At 71.9% G+C, this 19606-nt stretch carries 17 protein-coding genes; 5 read left to right on the top strand and 12 right to left on the bottom strand.

The features are described from left to right. Positions 1-56: 56 nt before the first annotated feature. The 6 genes from ACWGR4_RS15915 to ACWGR4_RS15890 all read right to left on the bottom strand — a co-directional run bounded on the left by ACWGR4_RS15915 (position 57) and on the right by ACWGR4_RS15890 (position 7384). On the bottom strand, positions 57-1433 hold the full coding sequence (locus tag ACWGR4_RS15915; RefSeq protein ID WP_452133528.1) for a hypothetical protein: 1377 nt from the start codon (positions 1431-1433) through the stop codon (positions 57-59). Positions 1434-1625: 192 nt separating this feature from the next. Continuing rightward, positions 1626-2906, bottom strand: coding sequence for a phosphoribosylamine--glycine ligase (purD, locus tag ACWGR4_RS15910; protein WP_452133529.1), 1281 nt, complete (start codon positions 2904-2906; stop codon positions 1626-1628). A 43-nt stretch (positions 2907-2949) separates the two neighbouring features. Beyond that, entirely contained in the window at positions 2950-3552 is a 603-nt protein-coding gene (locus ACWGR4_RS15905; protein ID WP_380003454.1) for a hypothetical protein, read from the bottom strand. A gap of 89 nt (positions 3553-3641) precedes the next feature. Then, complete coding sequence (locus ACWGR4_RS15900; RefSeq protein ID WP_380003452.1) at positions 3642-4364, bottom strand: GntR family transcriptional regulator; 723 nt, start codon at positions 4362-4364, stop codon at positions 3642-3644. A 262-nt stretch (positions 4365-4626) separates the two neighbouring features. Beyond that, positions 4627-5979, bottom strand: a complete 1353-nt coding sequence (locus ACWGR4_RS15895; RefSeq protein WP_452133530.1) for an aminotransferase class III-fold pyridoxal phosphate-dependent enzyme — start codon at positions 5977-5979, stop codon at positions 4627-4629. Between the two features lie 112 nt (positions 5980-6091). Continuing rightward, positions 6092-7384: an adenylosuccinate synthase gene (locus tag ACWGR4_RS15890; RefSeq protein WP_380003449.1), complete on the bottom strand. Its 1293-nt coding sequence runs from the start codon at positions 7382-7384 to the stop codon at positions 6092-6094. A 124-nt stretch (positions 7385-7508) separates the two neighbouring features. Between ACWGR4_RS15890 and ACWGR4_RS15885 the strand changes: the two genes are divergently transcribed. Continuing rightward, a complete protein-coding gene (locus ACWGR4_RS15885; protein WP_380003448.1) occupies positions 7509-8450 on the top strand; it encodes a diacylglycerol kinase family protein in 942 nt (313 codons plus the stop codon). A gap of 201 nt (positions 8451-8651) precedes the next feature. Here the strand turns inward: ACWGR4_RS15885 and ACWGR4_RS15880 are convergent, their stop codons facing one another. After that, positions 8652-9068 carry a DUF3151 domain-containing protein gene (locus tag ACWGR4_RS15880; RefSeq protein ID WP_380003447.1) on the bottom strand — a complete coding sequence of 139 codons (417 nt, stop codon included), beginning with the start codon at positions 9066-9068 and terminating at the stop codon, positions 8652-8654. A gap of 88 nt (positions 9069-9156) precedes the next feature. Beyond that, complete coding sequence (fbaA, locus tag ACWGR4_RS15875) at positions 9157-10179, bottom strand: class II fructose-bisphosphate aldolase (protein ID WP_380003446.1); 1023 nt, start codon at positions 10177-10179, stop codon at positions 9157-9159. 461 nt (positions 10180-10640) lie between these two features. Here fbaA and ACWGR4_RS15870 point away from each other — a divergent pair, with 461 nt between their 5' ends. Both ACWGR4_RS15870 and ACWGR4_RS15865 read left to right on the top strand, forming a co-directional pair. Next, positions 10641-11267, top strand: coding sequence for a SigE family RNA polymerase sigma factor (locus ACWGR4_RS15870; protein ID WP_452133531.1), 627 nt, complete (start codon positions 10641-10643; stop codon positions 11265-11267). Then, entirely contained in the window at positions 11264-12229 is a 966-nt protein-coding gene (locus ACWGR4_RS15865) for a hypothetical protein (protein ID WP_452133532.1), read from the top strand. Before ACWGR4_RS15870 ends, ACWGR4_RS15865 begins: the two co-directional genes overlap by 4 nt. 29 nt (positions 12230-12258) lie before the next feature. On the opposite strand, the gene ACWGR4_RS15860 is transcribed toward ACWGR4_RS15865, so the two are convergent. Continuing rightward, positions 12259-13638 (bottom strand): FAD-dependent oxidoreductase, encoded by a 1380-nt coding sequence (locus ACWGR4_RS15860; protein WP_452133533.1) that lies wholly within the window; start codon positions 13636-13638, stop codon positions 12259-12261. A 160-nt stretch (positions 13639-13798) separates the two neighbouring features. Between ACWGR4_RS15860 and ACWGR4_RS15855 the strand changes: the two genes are divergently transcribed. After that, positions 13799-14464: a DedA family protein gene (locus ACWGR4_RS15855; RefSeq protein WP_078976160.1), complete on the top strand. Its 666-nt coding sequence runs from the start codon at positions 13799-13801 to the stop codon at positions 14462-14464. Positions 14465-14984: 520 nt separating this feature from the next. Here the strand turns inward: ACWGR4_RS15855 and pyrE are convergent. The 3 genes from pyrE to murJ all read right to left on the bottom strand — a co-directional run bounded on the left by pyrE (position 14985) and on the right by murJ (position 18055). Then, positions 14985-15524: an orotate phosphoribosyltransferase gene (gene pyrE / locus ACWGR4_RS15850; protein ID WP_126636590.1), complete on the bottom strand. Its 540-nt coding sequence runs from the start codon at positions 15522-15524 to the stop codon at positions 14985-14987. A gap of 37 nt (positions 15525-15561) precedes the next feature. Next, a complete protein-coding gene (locus ACWGR4_RS15845; RefSeq protein ID WP_452131099.1) occupies positions 15562-16305 on the bottom strand; it encodes a hypothetical protein in 744 nt (247 codons plus the stop codon). Between the two features lie 88 nt (positions 16306-16393). Beyond that, complete coding sequence (gene murJ, locus ACWGR4_RS15840; RefSeq protein ID WP_380003438.1) at positions 16394-18055, bottom strand: murein biosynthesis integral membrane protein MurJ; 1662 nt, start codon at positions 18053-18055, stop codon at positions 16394-16396. A gap of 336 nt (positions 18056-18391) precedes the next feature. On the opposite strand from murJ, the gene ACWGR4_RS15835 reads away from it, so the two are divergent. Further along, complete coding sequence (locus ACWGR4_RS15835; RefSeq protein ID WP_380003437.1) at positions 18392-19585, top strand: lipid II:glycine glycyltransferase FemX; 1194 nt, start codon at positions 18392-18394, stop codon at positions 19583-19585. Positions 19586-19606 lie beyond the last annotated feature (21 nt).

Raw genomic sequence — 19606 nt, 5'->3', positions numbered from 1 at the left:
GGGGTGTGGTGGGGCAGGGTGAGTCTTTCACGGGCCCCACCGCGGACCCGAGGGCGTCAGGCCGCCGAACCGTCGGGGTGGACCGGCTCGCGGGTGGCGATGCCGATCCGGGCCAGCCAGGCGCGCAGCGGGGCGTCGTTGCGCTCGTCGACGGCACGGGTGATCAGCGTCGCCAGGTCGACCGCGCGGCCGGAGCCGTCGACCAGGACCGGGCCGTCCAGCCAGTCCACTGCGGGGTGCATCCGGCCGGTGTCCAGGGCCGCGCACGCCACCACCGCGAACAGGTGGTCGGCGGCCTTGCGGTGGTCCTCGTCCGGATCCCGGCGCAGCACCGCCAGGGCATCGTCGACGGGGGCCGCGAACGCCGCTGCGCGGGCCCGCCACACCGGCTCGATGACCGCGTCGGGGTAGTCGGCCCAGGAGACCGGCTCGGGGGTGGGTCCGTCGGCGAAGATGCCCGCCGCGAGCCGGGAGATCTCGCCGTCCATGGCCACCGGGTCGGCGAGCAGGTCGCCGGCGGCCCGCTCGGCCAGGCGGGCGCCGAACGCGTCGGCGAGCTTGTCCCGCCGGGACAACTCGGTCAGCGCCGAGACCACGCCCGCCATCAGCGCGTCCGGGCGGCGGCCGATGGCCCAGGCGGGAGCGGCGAGCCGGGTCAGCAGGCGGTCCCAGCCGGCGTAGGCCAGGCCGACCTGTTCGTGCGCGGTGGCGCGCAGTTCGGGCTCCAGCGGGATGGCCAGGGCCGCCGCGCCGACCGCGATCTCGCGCTCCATCAGTTCGGCGTGGCCCTGGCACAGGCCGAGCAGTTGGCGGGCGAAGGAGCGGGAGAGCCGGCGGGCCGGGCGCAGCGGGGCCGGGCCTAGCGGGCGCCGTACGTCGGCGACCGCGTCGAGGCGGCGGACCCAGCGGCGGGCACCGGCGACCACCGGTTCGGCGGACGCCTCGGTGCCCGCCACGACCGGGGCGAGCAGGGCGCGCAGCTCGCCCACCCGCAGCCACCACAGGAACGGCGCGCCGACCACCAGGACGGTGCGTCGGGGTCGGCGAGGGTCGGGTTCCAGCCAGCTGTCGCATTCCGGGCACAGGCGGATGCCGTCGGGCACCGGCACGTTCAGGCGCTCGGCCAGCTCGCGCACCATCGTGTGCAGTTCCGGCGCGTCGTCCGGGGCCAGCACGACCGCCGGGACACCGGTGCGGCGCACCAGCGCCAGGTCGAGCGCGACCCACCCGAGCACGGCCACGATGGCCACCGCCAAGGCGGCGAGCAGCGTAGCCGGGGCACTCTCGCCGAACGTGCGCGAGGCCCAGTACACCAGCAGGCCGGCGGCCGTCAGCGCGGCCAGGACGGCACCGTTGCGCACCCACAGCACCGCGCGCGCCCGCGCGCGTGCCTCGGCCAGCGCCAGTGGTTCGGCCGACTCGCCCACACGCATCGCCCCCATCCGATCCTGGATCCGGGGATCACTCGTCCGGGTCGTCGGTCACGACCCGCGGTGCTCGCACGATAATGCGACGAGTTCTGGTGTTCAGCCGCTTCGGGCCGAACACCATCCCTGCGAGTGAGATCCGGGGCCGGACGGCTGTGTGGGTTTGAGCCGACCGGTAAAGGGGCCGAACGGCCGAATTCAGCCCTGGGGCCGGTAGCCGGCGACCGAGATCTCGCCCCGGCTCGCCTTGGCGGCGATGTCGGTGCGGTGGTGCGAGCCGGGCAGGCCGATCAGGGCCACCCCCTCGTACGCACGCTCCCGGGCCTGCTCCAGGGTCGCCCCGGTGCCGGTGACGGAGAGCACCCGGCCGCCGGAGGACAACACCTCGCCGGCCTCGCCGCGGCGGGTGCCGCCGTGCAGGACGTAGGTGTGCGGGAGCTTGGCCACCTCGGCCAGACCCTTGATCGGGTCGCCCGTGCGCGGGGTGGCGGGGTAGTTCTCGGCGGCCACCACCACGGTCACGGCCGCGCCCTCGTGCCAGCGCAGCGGCTCCAGTTCGCCCAGTCGCCCGGTCGCGGCGGCGTGCAGCACGCCGGCCAGCGGGGTGGCCAGGCTCGCCAGCACGACCTGGGTCTCGGGGTCGCCGAAGCGGCAGTTGTACTCGATCACACGCGGGCCGCGCGAGGTGAGCGCCAGACCGATGAACAACACGCCGGAGAACGGGGTGCCGCGGCGGCGCATCTCGTCCACGGTGGGTTGGGCGACGGTGCGCACCAGGTCCTCGGTCAGGCCCTCGGGGGCCCACGGGAGCGGGGTGTAGGCGCCCATGCCTCCGGTGTTGGGGCCCGCGTCGTCGTCGCCGACCCGCTTGAAGTCCTGGGCGGGCTGGAGGGCCACCACGTCGTCGCCGTCGCAGAGCACGAACAGCGAGACCTCGGGGCCGTCCAGGAACTCCTCGATCACCACCCGGTCGCAGGACGCGGCGTGCGCGCGGGCGACGTCGAGGTCGTCGGTGACCACGACGCCCTTGCCGGCGGCGAGGCCGTCGTCCTTGACCACGTAGGGCGGCCCGAACGCGTCGAGGGCGCGGTCGGCCTCCTCGGCGGTGGTGCACACGTAGCTGCGGGCGGTGGGCACGCCGGCGGCGGCCATCACCTCCTTGGCGAACGCCTTGGAGCCTTCCAGGCGCGCGGCGGTGCCGGACGGGCCGAAGCAGTCGATGCCCCGCGCGCGCACGGCGTCCGCGACCCCGGCGACCAGCGGGGCCTCGGGGCCGACGACGACGAGGTCGACGCCGAGGCGCTGGGCGAGGTCGGCGACGTCCCCGGCGTTGAGGGCGTCGACCTGGCGCAGTTCGGCCACCTGCGCGATGCCGGCGTTGCCGGGCGCGCAGTAGACGGCGGACACCGCGGAGTCGAGGGAGAGCGAGCGGCACAGGGCGTGCTCACGGGCACCGCTGCCAATCACGAGGACCTTCACACGGGCAGCCTAGTGGCACGCCCGGCGGCGGATGCCCCCGCGCTCAGGCGAAGACGACCATCGCGCCCAGGGTCACGCTCTCCTGGGCGGCGGCGTACAGGGTCGCCCAGACGAAACGTTCGCGGGCGAACGGGGCGCCGTCGTAGGTCGGCGTCGGCCTGGGCGGGTCGAGCAGGTCCACGCCGATGTACGGGGCCAGGTCCTCCAGCTCGCGCAGCATGCCCAGGCTGGAGCCGAGCGGCCCGCCTTCCTCGGGCAGCGGGTCGTCCATCAGCGGTTGCGGAAAGTCGATCGGCAGGTAGGCGCCGGCGTGGTCGTAGTGCCACACCAGGTGGGAGAACTGGGCGGCCGCCTCGAAGGTCTCCAGGAGGCGGTCGTAGTCCTCGCCCAGTCGCTCCACCGGGGTGACCGGGAACCCCGTGCGATGCAGCAGGTAGGCGCGGCGCAGGTAGTGCAGCGACTCGTGGTCGAACGCGCCCGCGAGCCGCACCTCGGCGGTGCCCGGCTGCCAGGTGCGCACCGGCACGGTGGGCAGGCCGTGGCCCACCAGTGCGGCGTCGTAGGCGGCCAGTTCGTCGCGGAACGGATTCTCCGGGTTGTGACACAGCGCGTCCACCAGCGGAACGAGCCAGACGTCGCAATCCACGGTGCAGCTCCCGGTCCTGTCGATCCCACGCGGCGGTTACCGGCGCCACCGTACCGCCACCGCGCCGGCCCGCATCCCATGGGCAAGCGTCAGTGCGCGTCCGCGAGTTCGCGGGCGAGCCGGCGACCGGCCGAGGTGTAGTCGCGCATCAGCGCCATCGATCCCTCCGCGTCGCGCGCGGCGACCTTGTCGGCGAGTTCGCGATAGCGGCCCCAGCCCGATGCGGTCGGCGGGGCGTCGCGCAGGTAGGGAACGATGTACATCCAGGCCTGGACCCGGAAGACCGCGAGCACGTCGGCGAGTCGGCGATTGCCGCTCCAGCGACCCAGTTCGCCGAAGAACCGCCGGTCGAGCAACGCGACCTCGGACACGTCGCCGTTCCAGTGCGCGCCGTCGAGTCGGTCGCCGAGCGCGCGCAGCACCGGCATCGCCTCGTCCGGCGCGGTCCGGGCGATCCGGCCGATCAGCGGCACGCCGAGCAGTCGGCGCGACTCGACGATCTCGGCGAAGTCGGTCCAGGTGAACCGGCAGACCTGGAAGCCGCGATGGTGGCCGCCGAGCAGCAGGCCCTGCGCGGCCAGTTGGATCAGCGCCTCGCGCACGGGGGTCGCCGACACCCCGAAACGTTGCGCGGTCTCGTTGACGGTCAGCGAGGTACCGGCCGGCAGCCGGCCCGTCACCAGGTCGTCGCTCAACACCTCGGCGATCTCCTGGCGCAGGCTGATCCGCCGCAACGGGGCCTGAGCACCGCCGGGATCGGCCGGGCCGAGAAGCAGGCCGCCGTCTAAAACACTGCCCTGTGCCGACTGCACGCGGTCTCTTCTCGCCGGCCGTCGGCACCGTCGCGCCGACGGGCACCCGTCCGATCAAGTCGATCGCGTCGATCATATGAACCGATATCCGATTTGGGGAGCAACGTGCCCATCCGATTTCGCCCGGGACGCCGGGAGTCGGTGCCCGAAAGGGTGATCGGACGGCGAACACCGGGGGTGGAAACGCGAAAAAGCCGTACCCGTGCCGAAGTCGGCGCGGGTACGGCCCGGTTCGCGAAGGGGTTGCACGCAGTGCGAAGGGCTACCCGCAGAACGCGTCGGCGACGGTCAGCGCCTCGTCCAGGATGGCCAAGCCCTCCTTGACCTCGGCCTCGGTGCTCGTGCACGGCGGCACCACGTGGGTGCGGTTCATGTTGACGAACGGCCACAGGCCGCGTGCCTTGCACGCCGCGGTGAACTCGTTCATCGGCTGCGCGGCGGGGCCGGCGGCGTTGTAGGCGACCAGCGGCTCGCGGGTCTCCTTGTTCTTGACCAGCTCGATCGCCCAGAACACGCCGAGGCCGCGCACCTCGCCGACGCTCGCGTGCCGCGTCGCCATCGCGCGCAGTTCGGGGCCGATCACGCTCTCCCCGAGCCACTTGGCGTTCTCGACGATCTTCTCGTCGCGCATCGCGTTGATCGTCGCGACGGCGGCGGCGCAGGCCAGCGGGTGACCGGAGTAGGTCAGGCCGCCCGGGTAGGGGCGCTCGCGGAAGGTCTCGAAGATCCGGTCCGAGATGATCACGCCGCCGAGCGGGACGTAGCCGGAGTTGACGCCCTTGGCGAAGGTGATCAGGTCGGGGGTGATGTCCCAGTTGTCCACCGCGAACCACGCACCGGTGCGGCCGAACCCGGCCATCACCTCGTCGGCGATGAAGATGATCCCGTACTTGTCGCACAGCGCCCGCACACCCGCGAGGTAGCCGGCCGGCGGCACCAGGATGCCGGCGGTGCCGACCACGGTCTCCAGCACGATCGCGGCGATCGTCTGGGCGCCCTCGAACACGATGGTGTTCTCCAGGTGCGCCAGCGCGCGCTCGCACTCCTGCGCCTCGCCGTCGGCGTGGAACGCGGAGCGGTAGGCGTACGGGCCCCAGAAGTGCACGATGCCGGACACGCCGGTCTCGTTCGGCCAGCGGCGCGGGTCGCCGGTCAGCGCGATCGCGTTGGCGGTGGCGCCGTGGTACGAGCGGTAGGTGGAGAGCACCTTGTGCCGGCCGGTGTGCAGCCGCGCCATCCGGATCGCGTTCTCGTTCGCCTCGGCGCCGCCGTTGGTGAAGAAGACCCGGTTCAGGTCGCCGGGCGCCAGCTCGGTGATCAGCCGCGCGGCCTCGCTGCGGGCGTCGTTGGCGAAGGCCGGCTGGACCATGCACAGCTTGTCGGCCTGTGCCTTGATCGCCGCGACGACCTTGGGGTGCTGGTGTCCGATGTTGGTGTTGACCAGCTGGGACGCGAAGTCCAGGTATCGGTTGCCGTCGTAGTCCCAGAAGTAGGAACCCTCGGCGCCCGCGACCGCCGGCGGGCTGATGAGCCCCTGTGCGGACCAGGAATGGAAGACGTGGGCGCGGTCGGCGTCGTAGACGGCCTTCCCGGCCGCCGGGTCCAGAGTGCTCATGCGGCCCACCCTAAGGCCGGGCAAACGCCGTCCGAAGCGACAGATTGTCACCGATCACGGGGTCCTGCCGACAGTGTGTCGGCAGGACCCCGCGTGGCCTCGAAGCCCTGCGCTACTTGCCGCGCAGCAGGCTGTTGATCTCGATGGTCTGCGTGCGGCCGGGGCCGACGCCGATCGCCGAGATCGGGGCGCCGGACATCTCCTCCAGGGCCCGGACGTACGCCTGCGCATTCCCCGGCAGATCCGCGAAGGTGCGCGCGCCGGTGATGTCCTCGGTCCAGCCCGGCAACATCTCGTAGATCGGCTTCGCGTGGTGGAAGTCGGTCTGCGACATGGGCAGTTCGTCGTGCCGTACGCCGTCGATGTCGTACGCGACGCAGACCGGGATCCGCTCCCACCCGGTGAGCACGTCCAGCTTGGTCAGGAAGAAGTCGGTGAGCCCGTTGACCCGCGTGGCATACCGCGCGATGACCGCGTCGAACCAGCCGCAGCGCCGGTCGCGCCCGGTGGTCACGCCGCGCTCGTGGCCGATCCGGCGCAGCGCCTCGCCGTCCTCGTCGAAGAGTTCGGTCGGGAAGGGGCCGGCACCCACGCGCGTGGTGTACGCCTTGAGGATGCCGATCACGCCGGTGATCTTGGTCGGGCCGATGCCGGATCCGGCGCACGCGCCGCCCGCCGTGGGGTTGGACGAGGTGACGAACGGATAGGTGCCGTGGTCCACGTCCAACAGCGTGCCCTGACCGCCCTCGAGGAGGACGACCTTGCCCTGGTCCAGGGCCTGGTTCAGGACCAGCGTGGTGTCGGCGACGTAGGGCCGCAGCTGGTCGGCGTAGCCGAGGTATTCCTCGACGATCTCCTCGACCTTCAGCTCGCGGCGGTTGTACATCTTGACCAGCATCTGGTTCTTGTCCGACAGCGCGCTCTCGACCTTTTGGGTCAGGATGCCCGCGTCGAACAGGTCCTGGACGCGGATCCCGACCCGGTTGATCTTGTCGGCGTAGGACGGGCCGATGCCGCGTCCGGTGGTGCCGATCTTGCGCTTGCCGAGGAACCGTTCCGTCACCTTGTCCAAAGTGCGGTGGTACGGCGTGATCAGGTGCGCATTGCCCGAGATGAGCAACTTGGAGGTGTCGATGCCACGTTCGACCAGGGTGCTGATCTCGTGCAGCAGCACCCCCGGGTCGACCACGACACCGTTGCCGATGACGGGCGTGCACTCGGGCGTGAGGATGCCGGAGGGCAGCAGGTGGAGGGCGTACTTCTGATCGCCGATGACAACGGTATGGCCGGCATTGTTGCCGCCCTGGTACCGAACCACGTAGTCGACGGATCCGCCGAGCAGGTCGGTAGCCTTCCCCTTGCCCTCGTCTCCCCATTGGGCGCCGACGAGTACGAGTGCGGGCATGAGGCGTACACCCCTTCCAGGCGGGGCATGTTTGACAACGGGAGCCCCGGACGGTCCAAGCCCCTTGACGCGATGCGCGGCAAGGGGCTCTTGCGGGGAGAGGTTACCTGAGGAAGGACGACCGGTGTCGGCCGAGCGCTCGCTGCTCGTGATCACGGACCCTGCGGCTCGCTCGGCGGACGGCGAATCCGTCCGGGTCGCGCTCGATGTTCTGCGGGCCTGCGCCCCCAGCAAGATCGTCATTCCCACCGACCCCGCCGACCTGCAGCGCGCCCTCGCGCGGCGGGGGCGTCGGCGTGTCGTGGTGATCGGCGGGGATGCCGGAGTACACGCCGTCGCGCGGTTACTGGATCGTGCGGGCGAGCTCGGCGAGACCCCGCTGGGCATCGTCCCGATCGACACCGGAAGCGGCCACGGGCTCGCCGAGGCGCTGGGCCTGCCGGCCGAGCCCGCCAAGGCGGCACGCGTGGCACTGGGCGAGAACGAACGTTCCTTCGACCTGTTGTCGGACGACCTGGGCGGCCTCGCGCTGCGCTCGGTCCGGATCGGACACGGCGTGCGCGCCGGCCGCGTCGGGCCGGTCACGGGCATGTCCGGACGCGGCTGGCGCGGGTTGTGGGACCAGGCCGCGCGAACCGTGTCGAGCACCGTCGGCGCCGCCGTCGGGCCCTCGGGACACCGGCTGCGGATCGAGGCGGACGGTCGGGTCGTGGCCGACACGGATCGCCCCGTGTTGTCCGTGCACCTGGGCTGCGACGGGTCGAGCACGCCCGGCCCGAGGATGACGGAAGTCACAGTGAACGGGTACAACGGCCGAAACGGAACACACGGGGCAAATGGCTCGAACGGCGCGGGCACCGCGACCGTGATGATCACCGGCCACCCGGGCACGTCCCGCTTCGGCCCCAACCCGGTCCTCGACGCACCGGTACAACTGCGCGCACACGAAATCACGGTACGCGGCCGCGACTTCACCTACGCCGCCGACGGAATGCCCACCGGCCCGGTCCACCTGCGCACCTGGACGGTACGCCCGACAGCCTGGCGCCTGTTCGTCCCGGCATAACACCGCAGCGACCGCGCCCCACACGGGCACAGCCAACCAGCAGCCACCCAAAAACGCCGGCCAGGCAAACCCACCAGCCCGGCCGGCGTTTGAGGCCAAACTCAGCCCGGCCGGCGTTTGAGGCCAAACTCAGCCCGGCCGGCGTTTGAGGCCAATCAGCCCGGCCGGCGCTTGAGGCCACCTCGGCCGGAGGCCGGGTGCTCAGCCCTCCAGGACGTTGGCCCCCGTCGCACTGCTGTCCCGCAGGAAGATGGTGCAGCGCGAGTACTCCTCCTCCTCACCAATGGCCCCCGCAGCCCGCGCAAGCGCATGCAGGGAGCGCAGGAACCCCCGGTTCGGCTCGTGCTCCCACGGCACCGGCCCGTGCCCGCGCCACCCCGCCCGCCGCAGCGCGTCCAGTCCGCGGTGGTAGCCCACCCGCGCGTAGGCGTAGGACTCGATCACGCTGCCCCGCTCGAAGGCCTCGTCGGCCAGGTCGGCCCACGCGAGCGAGAAGGTCGGGAACTTCGCGGCCACCTCGGCCGCCGGAACGCCGTCCACGAGCAGCGCCAGCGGCTCGGACTCCTCGGGCAGGTAGGTGGGATCGGGTCCGCCGAAAAGGTTCTGGTCGATGGTCATGGACCCCATGATCGCCCATCACGCGCAAAGGCCCGCGACCTCGTGGTCGCGGGCCTCTGCGCGGATCGTCGCCGATCGCGGGTGTCGACTACTTCATCCGGGTGCCCGCGGAGCGCAGGTCGCGGCAGGCCTCGACGACCCGCTCGGCCATCCCGGTCTCGGCCGCCTTGCCGTACGAACGCGGGTCGTACAGCTTCTTGTTGCCGACCTCGCCGTCCACCTTGAGCACACCGTCGTAGTTGCGCAGCATGTGGTCGACGATCGGGCGGGTGAAGGCGTACTGGGTGTCGGTGTCGACGTTCATCTTGACCACGCCGTAGTCCAGCGCCTCGCGGATCTCCTCGAGCAGCGAGCCGGAGCCGCCGTGGAAGACCAGGTCGAACGGCTTCTCCCGGCCGTACTTCGCGCCGACCGCGTCCTGGAGGTCCTTGAGGATGCTCGGCCGCAGCTTGACGTTGCCCGGCTTGTACACGCCGTGCACGTTGCCGAAGGTCGCGGCCAGCATGTAACGGCCCTGCTCGCCCAGGCCGATCGCCTCGACGGTCTCCAGCGCGTCGGCCGCGGTGGTGTAGAGCTTGTCGTTGATCTCGTTGGCGACGCCGTCCTCCTCGCCGCCGACGACGCCGATCTCCAGCTCCATGACGATCCGCGCGGCGGCGCACTTGGCGATCAGCTCACGGGCGATCTCCAGGTTCTCCGCCAGCGGTACGGCCGAGCCGTCCCACATGTGCGACTGGAACAGCGGGTCCTGCCCCTTGGCCACACGCTCCGCGGAGATGTCGATCAGCGGGCGCATGAACCCGTCGAGCTTGTCCTTGGGGCAGTGGTCGGTGTGCAGCGCGATGTTCACCGAGTACTTCTCGGCGATCACTTTCGCGTACTCGGCGAACGCGACCGAACCCACCACCATGTCCTTGACGGTGGTGCCCGACAGGAACTCCGCGCCGCCCGTGGACACCTGGACGATGCCGTCGCTCTCCGCCTCGGCGAACCCGCGCAGCGCCGCGTTCAGAGTCTGGGACGAGGTCACGTTGATCGCCGGGTAGGCGAATCGACCGGCCTTGGCCCGGTCCAGCATCTCGGCGTAGACCTCGGGAGTTGCGATGGGCATGCGTGTGCTCCTTGTTGCTCGAGCCGGCGGTGATATGAGGGTTTCGGACACGGATGGCCGTATCCCCGCTTGCCGCCCATCCTGGCAGACCGACTTGATCGACACCGCATCCAGTCCGCCACGTTCGGCGGAGCGGACCGAGGATCCGACGGATCATCGAAGCGGTGCCACAGAGGCCACACCGGGCTCGGAAAAATCTTCCGCACGGACTTTCACTCGGGACGCAACCATCCCATCGGACAAGCTGCTTGGTAGGTGAAGGGGCAAGCGGAGAGCGGCGGATCACGACCCACGGAACGCGTCTTCGTTTTCTTCCCACCACCTTCCCCAGGGGACACCCCTGTCATGCACAGGGACTTCGGCGGCGGGCGCAACCCGGGGCGCGTCGAGACGTCTACCGGACACGGGCCGTGCACATGGGGTGGGGGCGGTCCGATGACAGCAAAGGGGGCGGCGGGGCCGTGGCGCTGCTGAGCATGCCGGCATTCGGGGGCGGCGAGCGATCGCCGGAGTCCGCGTCCGAGGACGCCACGGCCGATGCCGCAACGCGCCGACCGCGGCTGCGCATCCTGCGGGGCGGCCGGGAGGAACCGGTTGCCCGCCCGAGCCTGACCCAGCTCTACCACGCCCAACGGCTGGGCATGGTCCGACTCTCCATCCTGCTCGTGGACGACCTGGGCACCGCCGAGGACGTGGTCCAGGACGCCTTCACCGCGTTGTACCGCCGCTTCGGCGAGGATCTGGACGACGTCGACAACGCGATGGCCTACCTGCGCACGTCGGTGGTCAACCTCTCCCGCTCCGTGCTGCGCCGGCGCCGCACGGCCCGTGCCTACGTTCCCCCACACGAGCCGGCCGCCGCCTCGCCCGAGGACGCCGTGGTGCTGTCCGAGGAACATCTGCGGGTGCTCGGCGCGGTGCAGCGCCTGGCCCCGCGACAGCGCGAGGTGCTCGTGCTGCGCTACTGGTCGGACATGACGGAGGCGCAGATCGCCGAAACGCTCGGACTCTCCCGTGGAGCGGTGAAGTCCACGGCGAGTCGTGCCATCGACGCCCTCGAAAAACTCATGAAGGACGAACAGTCGTGACCGAACACAATGCGCGCGACGAATCGGTGGAGGACCTGCTGCGCGCGGCGATGGCGGCCCGGGCGGACACCGTCACCGTGTGCCGGCTGCGACCGCCGTCACCGCCGCACCCCGACGGGGCCGCACCCTCCCGGTGGAAGACCATCGGGCTGCCGCTGGCCGCGGTGCTCCTGACCGCGGCGGCCGTCGGCGCGGTGTCCCTGGTGGAGGCGCCCACCACGAACCGGAGCACGCCGCTCCAGTCCCGGGTGTCCACGCCACTGCCCACCGTGTTCGTGACCCCCTCCCCCGGCATGACGTCGGCGCCGCCGACGGACATCGCCGCGACAGACGTCCCGGAGGCGAACCGGACGCCGGCGTCGAGCACGGCGGGGTCGGAGGACACCCGATCCGACAACCGCCCGACGACCCGGCCGCCGTCGTCGAAGCCGGCGAGCACCGCTCCCGGTTCGTCCGCCAAGCCCAGGTCCGACGACGTCTCGGCGGTGAAGTTCCGGACCCAGCCGTCGTGGCGGGTGGTGCGGGAGGACGCCCGGCACGAGTGTGTGCTCGCCGACCCCGCGTACACCGGCGACTGCCTGGGTCACGGCGCCTGGGTCAACGTCGAGCCCGTCCCGGACACCTCGGGGAGCTGGCCCTCGACGGGGACCGTCGACAAGGACGACGGCGGACCGCCGCGGCCGTCGTGCATGCGCGACGGCGTCCCCGTCACGCCTCCGGCGCACCGGGAATCGACCGTGCGGCTGACCGCCAAGTCGACCGTGACGGTCGCCGGGTACCCCGCGAAGTACCGCTCCTGGACCGTGACATGCGCCGACGTGGGGCCGTACGACATCCGGCTGTGGTGGCTGGTCGACCAGGGCGTGTACATCCACACCATCGGGCTCCCGGCCGGCTCCGACATCGCCGACCGGGTGGTCGCGTCCCTCGATCTCTCCGGCTACAAACCGCCGACGAGCTGACCCCCCGGCCGGCGGGGGCCGGGGGCGGGTCAGCGATCCTCGGCGACCTTCTGCGCCGCCTTGCGGGCGGCAACCAGGATCGGGTCCCAGACGGGGGAGAACGGGGGCGCGTAGCCCAGGTCGAGGGAGGTGATCTCCTCGACCGTCATCCGGTGGGTGAGCGCGACGGCCGCGGTGTCGATGCGCTTGGCGGCGCCGTCGCGGCCGACGATCTGTACGCCCAGGAGCCGGCCGGTGATGCGCTCGGCGATCATCTTGACCCGCATCGACCGCGCGCCCGGGTAGTAGCCGGCCCGGCCGGTGGACTCGATGGTCGCGGTGACGAACTCGAAGCCGGCCGCCGCCGCGTCCTTCTCGCGCAGGCCGGTGCGGCCGATCTCCAGGTCGCACACCTTGCTGACGGCGGTGCCGACCACGCCGGGGAAGGTGGCGTAGTCGCCGCCGATGTTGGTGCCGATCACCCGGCCGTGTTTGTTCGCGTGGGTGCCGAGCGCGATGTGCCGGCGGCGGCCGGAGACGAGGTCGAGCACTTCGACGCAGTCGCCGCCGGCCCAGATGCCCTCGGCCCCGCCGTCGACGCCGACCCGCATCCGCAGGTCGGTGGTCAGCCCGCCGCTCGCGCCGAGCGGCAGGCCGGCCGCGCGGGCGAGTTCGGTGGCGGGGCGCACGCCCAGGCCCAGGACCACGATGTCGGCGGGAAAACGGCCGTCGGCGGTCAGTACGGCGCTCGCCCGACCGTCGGTCACCTCGATCCCCACCACCTCGGTCTCGGTCACCACGTCGATGTCCATGCCCTCCATGGCCTCGTGCACCAGGGCGCCCATGTCGGGGTCCAGGGTGGACATCGGCTGCGCGGAGCGGTCCACGACGGTGACCGCCAGGCCCTTGCGGACCATCGCCTCGGCCATCTCGATGCCGATGTAGCCGCCGCCGATCACCACCGCCCGCCGGTGCTCGGGGGCCAACCACTCGATCAGCTCGCGGGCGTCCTCCAGGGTCTGCACCCCGTGCACGCCGGGTGCGTCGATCCCGGGCAGCGGCGGCCGGATCGGCACCGCGCCGGTGGCCAGGACCAGCTGGTCGAAGCCGATCCGATCGGGCCTGCCGGTGGTCAGGTCGCGGATCTCCACCGTGCGGCGATCCAGGTCCAGACCCTCCGCCTCGACACCCAGGCGCAGGTCGATCCCGCGCTTGCGGTGCTCGTCGGGCGTACGGGCGATCAATGCGTCGGGGCCGTCCACGTCCCCGGAGACCAGATACGGGATGCCGCACGCGGAGTACGAGGTGAACCGGCCCCGCTCGATCACCACGATCTCCAGGTCGTCCTCGCCGCGCCGCCGCCGGGCCTGCGAGGCCGCACTCATCCCGGCGGCGTCACCGCCGATCACCACCAGCCGCTCGTTGCCCACGTGCTACCCCTGACTCTGTGTACGTACGTGTGTCCGCGCAGATGCGGACGCCGCCGAAAACGGCCCTCGATCGCCGCCGGACGTCCCGACCCGGTAATGATGCGTGCCCCGGAGCGGGGACGGGTGACCACCCGGGCCGCACGCGCACTACCCTCACAAGGTGGAATTCCAAGCTGTCAACGTCCTCGACGCGACGTCCCTCATCTCGACGTTCGGACTCATCGGCATCCTCGCGATCATCTTCGCCGAGACGGGTCTGCTGGTCGGGTTCTTCTTCCCCGGCGACTCGATGCTGTTCCTGGCCGGCGTCGCCGCGTCCTCGTCGGCGGAGGAGATCGTCGGCACATCCATCTCGCTGCCCTGGCTGCTCCTCGGGGCACCGGTGTGCGCGATCGCCGGTGCCCAGTTCGGCCACTTCCTGGGCGCCCGCTACGGCACGAAGATGTTCAGCAAACCGGACTCGAAGCTGTTCAAGGCCGAGTACGTGACCAAGGCCGAGCAGTACTTCGAGAAGTTCGGCCCGGCCAAGGCGGTGCTGCTCGCCCGGTTCATCCCGATCGTCCGCACCTTCCTGAACCCGGTTGCCGGAGTGCTGGAGATGCCGGCCCGGACGTTCTTCCTCTGGAACGTCATCGGCGGCCTGGTGTGGACCGACGGCATCATCCTGCTCGGCTACAAGCTCGGTGACACGATCGGCAGCAGCATCGACAAATATCTTTTGCCGGGCGTTTTCGTCATCGTGCTCATCTCGGTGCTGCCGATCATCATCGAGGTCGTGCGCAGCAAGCGGGAGGCGAAGCGCGAAGCGGCTTCCTCGGGTAACTGAACACATACGCTCCGAAGCGGCGGCGCGCATTGGCGCGCCGCCGCTTTTTGTCGTCCCGGAGGGTGTTCCGGGTACGACACCGGCAATTGACCGGAATGAAATACGCGGGCGTACAACCTTTCCGCTTCGCCGTGCGTCGGGCCGCCGGGCGGTCGGTGCAATGCAAAACACCCCGCCCCCGGACGGGGACCGGGAGCGGGGTGGACTCGGAGGCTGCCGAAGGCGAAGGTGGCCGCCGGGTCGGACGGGGAACCGACCCGGCGGCCCGAGGGGAAAGGGCAGAGGTGTTCAACGCCCCGATCGGCGCAGGACGACTCGGCCGCGACAGCGCGGCGAGCGCGTGCAGGGCGGCATACACGACGAATTCATACTTCCCCCCCGGGAAGTCCGGTCGGCGGATGCGCCGACGTCGGAACTGGTTCGACAATATCCGAGACGGCGAAAAAAGCAATGGCCGTCCCATGAATGCGCAAGGCATCACACGGGACGGCCGACGGCGGAATGCGCGGGCGGGGGGCCGCTAATTCAGTTCGAGGTCTTCCAGGTGGTAGGCGACCCGATACTCGAGGCCGGCCTTTTCCACGGTGGGCGCGGCACCGCGCTCGACGATCACCGCGACCGCGACGACCTCGGCGCCGGCCTCGCGCAGCGCCTCGACGGCGGTCAGCACCGAGCCGCCCGTGGTGGAGGTGTCCTCGACCGCGAGCACCCGGCGGCCCCGTACGTCCGGGCCCTCGATCCGGCGCTGCAGGCCGTGCGCCTTGCCGGCCTTGCGCACCACGAACGCGTCCAGCCTGCGGCCCTGCGCGGCGGCGGCGTGCAGCATCGCCCCGGCCACCGGGTCGGCGCCCAGGGTCAGCCCGCCGACCGCGTCGAAGTCCAGGTCGGCGGTGAGGTCGAGCATGACCTTGCCGACCAGCGGCGCGGCCTCACCGTCCAGGGTGATCCGGCGCAGGTCGACGTAGTAGTCCGCCTCCCGACCGGAGGACAGGACGACCCGGCCGTGCACGACGGCCTTGGTCTTGATCTGTTCGAGCAGCGCATCACGGTCGGAGGTCATGGCACGGGAGCCTATCGCCGCGACCCACCCGGCCCGTTCAGGCTCGGCCGACGCGCTCGCGGCGGGCCCGGACCCGGACCAGGCGCCAGAGCACGACCGCACCCAGTGCCGGGACCAGCACCCGGATCGCCCGGCGCGCGGCGCGTCCGCTGCCGTGTCCGACCTCGGACCACAGGTCCGCCTCGGAGCCGGCCTCGGCCGGACGCGGCGGCACGGGCCGGGTGCGCGGCGGCGTCGAGAACGGCTCGGCGAGCGGGCGGACCGGCTCGAACGGCGTGTCGGCCGCCGTCTCGGGCGCGAGTTCGTCGGCCAGCGCGGCGGCGAACAGGTCGGCCGCGCGGGCGAACGCGGTCTGCCGCGCGGCCTCGACCGGGCCGAACTCGCCCGGCTCGGCGGCGAAGACGATCCGGGTCTCGCCGGTGTGCTCCGCGTCGTCGTCCTCGGCCGCGGCGAGGTCGTACAGCCGCACCGTGAACTCGGCGTCCAGGCGGGCGGCCGGCGGCCCCTCGCCCCCGGCCGCGCCCGGCTCCTCGACCCCGACCACGGTCGCGATCAGCGCCAGCGGCTCGGCCGCGGCGGCAAGCCGGAGCAGGCCGCGGAAGGCGACGGTGTCGGCGTCGACCCGCACCCGCCAGCGGCCGGTCAGCACGACACCCTCGGTACCGCCGCGGACCGGCTCCTCGGGCGTCAGGCCCGGGATGCACCGCCCCAGGCGTTCGGCGTCGTGGAAGGTCTCCCAGACAGATCGGACCGGGATCGGCACGACGACTTCGTACTGCATCCGTTCTCCCCCGTTCGTGGCGGCGGGCCGCCGTCCGGCGACGCGCCCGCGCACCGACCCGGACGGTCGGTGTGTACCGCCCACCCCATCACACCCGCCGGTGCCGCCCGGTCGGCGCGTCGGGGTCGATCACCCTCGGCATCGCGTCCGGGTCCGGGGCCGGCCGCGCCGGCTCCTCGGGCAACCACAACCGGCGGGCCCTCGGGTAGGCCACGGGCGCCACGATCACCGCGAACAACACGACCGCGCCGGCCAGCGCGACCGCGGCCCCCAGCGGCCCCGAGCCGAGCGTGTGCGCACACCAGCGGGCCAGGAGCCAGGAGCCGCCCGCCGCGCCCGCGGAGACCAGCGCCAGGCCCAGGTGGGTGCGCGCCACCCGGACCGTGTCCAGGCCGCGCAGCCGCCGGCGCAACACCCGGGCCAGCCACACCAGGCCGATCACCTGCGCGACGCTGTATCCGGCGGCCATCCCGGTGACCGCCCACTCGGCGGGCAGCGTCCAGTAGGCGACCAGCGAGAACAGCGCGCCGGCCGCGGTCATCGCCGCGTTGGCCCAGAACGGCGTGCGGGCGTCCTGTACCGCGTACAGGCCGCGCTGGATCAGGTATTGCCCCGAGTAGGCGATCAGCCCGGGCGCGAACGCGGTCAACATCAGGCCCATCGCGCGGGTGTCCGCCTCGGTGGTGATGCCGTGCTGGAAGACCACCGCGGTCACCTGCGGGCCGAGGGCGAGGAACAGGAACGACACCGGCACGATCACCAGGGCGTTCAGGCGCAGGCCCCGGGAGACCAACGCGCGGACCGTGGCGGGGTGTCCGTCGGCCGCCGCACGGCTGATTCGGGGCATCAGCATGGTCGCGATCGACACGGTGACCACGCCGTGCGGCACGATCCAGAGCAACTGCGCGTTGGCGTAGGCGGTGTAGCCCACGCCGTGGCCGAGCCCGGACTTCACCGCCTTGTCGGACACCTCGACCGCGAGCCGGGTCACCAGCCAGTAGCCCAGTTGCGAGACGCCGACCATGGCGACCGCCCAGCCGGCCATCCGCAGCGGCGCGCCCAGGCCGTGGCCGCGCCAGTCGAAGCGGGGCCGAAAGCGCACCCCCGCCGCGCGCAGGTACGGCACCAGGGTCAGCGCCTGTACGACGATGCCGAGCGTGGTGCCCAGGCCGAGGAGGCGGACCTGCGCCGGGGTGATGCCCTGCGCATCCCGCACATCGTGCGCGACCAGCAGGAAGGACCCGAAGACCGCGATCACCACGACGTTGTTCAGGATCGGCGTCCAGGCCATCGGCCCGAACCGCCCGCGCGCGTTGAGCACTTCGCCGACCAGCGCGAACATGCCGTAGAAGAGGATCTGCGGCAGGCACATCCGGGCCAGTGCGACGGTCAGCGTGCGCTGGGCACCGTCGTAGTCCGCGTAGGCGGACACGATCGCGGGCGCCGCGAGCACACCGGCGAGGGTGAGCACGAGCAGCAGGCAGCCCACCGCGGTCAGCAGCCGGTCGGTGTAGCCGGCCCCGCCGTCGGCGTCGCGCCGGGCCGCGCGCACCAGTTGCGGTACCAGGACCGAGTTGAGCGCGCCGCCGACGAGCAGGATGTAGAGGATGTTGGGCACCGTGTTCGCCACGTTGTAGCCGTCGGCGAACAGGCCGGTACCCAGCGCCGCGACCACGGTGGCGCTGCGGGCGAACCCGGTCAGCCGGGAGACCGCGGAGCCGAGCGCCAGGTTCGCGCCGCCGCGCAGCATCGATCGGCCGCCGGCTCTTTCGGGTTTGCCCCCTTCGCCCCGACCCGGCGCCCGCTCGACCGGGCGCGCGGGCCCGTGCGCCGGTGTCTCGGACCCGGGTCGGCGATCCTCCGCACGAGCGTGCCGGCCCCCCGGTCGACCCGAGACGACATGGCTCACAAACGTCTCCAATTCGGCCGCGTTCGGGGTTTCGGACATGCTCCCCCGTTGTCTGAGTGCCTGGGAGGCCACTTCCGTTGCATCCGAATTTCTCGGTGACGAAACCGTTCGCCCACGGGCTCTAAGGGTTTGCGGGGCTACCCCACCCGCATCACTCCGTCCCCTAGGAGACGTCCCGTGGTCACGCTGCTTCCGGCGCCGCCCGCCCGACCGTCCGTTCCCGCCGCGCCCGCCGGCTCCGTCGCGCCCGCCGGGCCGGCCGACCGGGCGTTGCGGGTCGCCCCGCTGACCGCGGACGCGCACCTCGCGCATCTCGACGGACGCGGCGACGCGGGGTTCCTGCAGTACCCGTCGTGGGCCGTGGTCAAGGAGGCGTGGCGCAGCGAGGGCATCGGCTGGTTCGACGCGAACGGCGCCGTGGTCGGCACGGCCCTGGTGCTGTACCGCAAGATGCCCAAGGTGCCGTACTGGTTCGCGTACCTCCCCGAGGGCCCGGTGATCGACTGGGCCGACCCGAACCCGCAGCGCTGGCTGGCGCCGCTGATCGAACACATGCGCGCCAGGCACGTGTTCACCGTGCGGATGGGGCCGCCGCTGGCCTATCGGCGCTGGCAGGCGCAGACCGTCAAGGACGCGGTCCGGCACGGGCTCAAGCACCTGGATCGGGTCACCCCGGACGAGATCGACCCGCTGGGCGCGACGGTCGCGCTGCGGCTGGGCGACCTGGGGTGGCGGGCCTCGGGCGACGGCGCGGACGCGCAGCCCCGGTACACCTTCGAGCTGCCGTTCGAGGGACGGGCCCTGGACCAGGTCAAGGCGGGCTTCAACCAGGAGTGGAAGCGCGCGATCACCAAGGCGGGCAAGGCGGGCGTGGACATCGCCGTGGGCGGCTACGAGGACCTGCCCGCGTTCTTCGACCTGCTCCAGGTGACCGAGCGCCGCAACGGGTTCCGGCTGGGCCGCGAACTCCCGTACTACCAGCGGCAGTACCGGGCGCTGAACACGGAGGCGGCGGGCCGGATGAAGCTGTACCTGGCCCGGTTCGAGGACCGGCTCCTGGCCGCGCACACGCTGATCACCGCGGGCGAGCGGGTCTGGTACCAGACCGGCGCCTCCACCGACCACGGCCGAGGGGTGCGGCCCAGCCACGCGCTCCAGTGGCGGATGATCCAGGACGTGCACGAGCGCGGCATACCGGTCTACGACATGCGCGGGGTCAGTCCGGTGATCGACCCGGACGACCGACTGTTCGGGGTGCTGCGCTGGAAGCTGGGCACGAACGGGCGCGTGGTGGAGAACCTGGGCGAGTGGGAGTACCCGGTGCAGCCCGCGCTGCACAAGGCGTTCCGCGCCTACATGTCGATCCGCTGAGCGGGTGGGCCACGCGCGGGC

It is taken from the genome of Embleya sp. NPDC055664 (assembly GCF_053618075.1).
This window is presented reverse-complemented; position numbering and strand designations above follow the sequence as displayed.

Bases quoted from the DNA above. Each gene is read 5' to 3' on its own strand.
- ACWGR4_RS15915 (WP_452133528.1), bottom strand. From the start codon at position 1,433: ATGCGTGTGGGCGAGTCGGCCGAACCACTGGCGCTGGCCGAGGCACGC.
- ACWGR4_RS15895 (WP_452133530.1), bottom strand. From the start codon at position 5,979: ATGAGCACTCTGGACCCGGCGGCCGGGAAGGCCGTCTACGACGCCGAC.
- ACWGR4_RS15890 (WP_380003449.1), bottom strand. From the start codon at position 7,384: ATGCCCGCACTCGTACTCGTCGGCGCCCAATGGGGAGACGAGGGCAAG.
- ACWGR4_RS15880 (WP_380003447.1), bottom strand. From the start codon at position 9,068: ATGACCATCGACCAGAACCTTTTCGGCGGACCCGATCCCACCTACCTG.
- fbaA (WP_380003446.1), bottom strand. From the start codon at position 10,179: ATGCCCATCGCAACTCCCGAGGTCTACGCCGAGATGCTGGACCGGGCC.
- pyrE (WP_126636590.1), bottom strand. From the start codon at position 15,524: ATGACCTCCGACCGTGATGCGCTGCTCGAACAGATCAAGACCAAGGCC.
- ACWGR4_RS15845 (WP_452131099.1), bottom strand. From the start codon at position 16,305: ATGCAGTACGAAGTCGTCGTGCCGATCCCGGTCCGATCTGTCTGGGAG.
- murJ (WP_380003438.1), bottom strand. From the start codon at position 18,055: ATGCTGCGCGGCGGCGCGAACCTGGCGCTCGGCTCCGCGGTCTCCCGG.